The organism is Oscillibacter sp. CU971, from assembly GCF_905219725.1.
GTDB lineage: Bacteria > Bacillota > Clostridia > Oscillospirales > Oscillospiraceae > Oscillibacter.
Window position 1 is genome coordinate 1 of sequence record NZ_CAJMXG010000579.1, and the last position, 1,038, is coordinate 1,038.

The 1,038-nt window shown below is 56.9% G+C and carries 2 protein-coding genes; one reads left to right on the plus strand and one right to left on the minus strand.

Features of this window, described 5'->3' with window-relative positions; genetic code table 11:
• The first annotated feature begins 672 nt into the window (after positions 1-672).
• Positions 673-870 carry a hypothetical protein gene (locus JX325_RS17595; RefSeq protein ID WP_204792288.1) on the plus strand — a complete coding sequence of 66 codons (198 nt, stop codon included), beginning with the start codon at positions 673-675 and terminating at the stop codon, positions 868-870.
• Here the strand turns inward: JX325_RS17595 and JX325_RS17600 are convergent.
• A partial coding sequence (locus tag JX325_RS17600; protein WP_204792289.1) for an RsiV family protein occupies positions 858-1,038 on the minus strand: 181 nt, incomplete at its 5' end. The genes JX325_RS17595 and JX325_RS17600 overlap by 13 nt on opposite strands.

The following is a 1,038-nucleotide window of genomic DNA, read 5'->3' on the forward strand; positions in this document are numbered from 1 at the left end:
CCGCCGCCCTGCGCCCGCCGTTAGCGGCTTTGCCGCTTACGGCGGCGGCGTACCCCTTGCGGGTGCTCGGCGGCCCGCTTTCCCGGAACCTCCATGTTACCCATGGCCCATTCCTTCCGGGACTGCCCTTCTCCCAATAGGACATTGTGGGGCCCACCCTTCTATCGGTAGACCATTTCCATAATGAAAACATTCCGGTAGACCGGAAATCTCTCTTTGTGGGGCCTGACCCCCTGGTCAGGCCATTCCCCCGGGAATTGCCCTTCTATCGGTAGAACACCCCGTAGGGGCCGCCGCCCTNGGCGGNNCGTTTCCCCGNAANCTCCATGCTATCCATGGCCCGTCCCCTCAATCCTGGGCAAACAGGGCATTGTAGTCCACATGGAGGACCNCAGTCAGCTTGTCGATTTCGAAAATGGAAAGNTTTCTCCGTCCATGCTCTACCTTCCACACCATTTCCGAGGTCATGTCACAGTTTACGGTTTGCAGCTTCGCGGCAAGGTCCTTCTGTGATAAACCCAGAAGCTCCCGGTAAAACGTGACCTTCTTCCCTATATTCCGTTCCTTAGGCGTAGAGCGGTTCATACAATCTCCATATATAGTCAACTTTATCTTGATTATATGGAGTCCGTTGTATTATAATGACCATATATGGAATTTAGGAGGTTTTTTATGGCGGGCCCGAAGTTCTTCCGCGACACGCAAGCTCCTGTCACAAAAGAAACCATGCTGGTCTGCCATGGCGTGGCCTGGATGATTCAAAGCAGCCACGACGAGAAAGAGGCCATCCAGCGGATTTGCAAATTCCTGGACCACTGGCAGTATCAAATCGACCCCAGCGAGCTGGGGTCCTTCGCTCAGGACCCCTGACCCGCCTTCCGCTCCGGCGATACCCCTTCCCCATAGGGAAGCAAAAACACCGGCACCCCCTCCGACGCCGGGGCGATGGCGTACATGGGCCAGAAACAGGCCAGGCCCTCCGCCGTTAAGTAGAAGTTTTGGGGGTTGAACCGCCGCCGGAGCTGCCGCCGCCAGTCC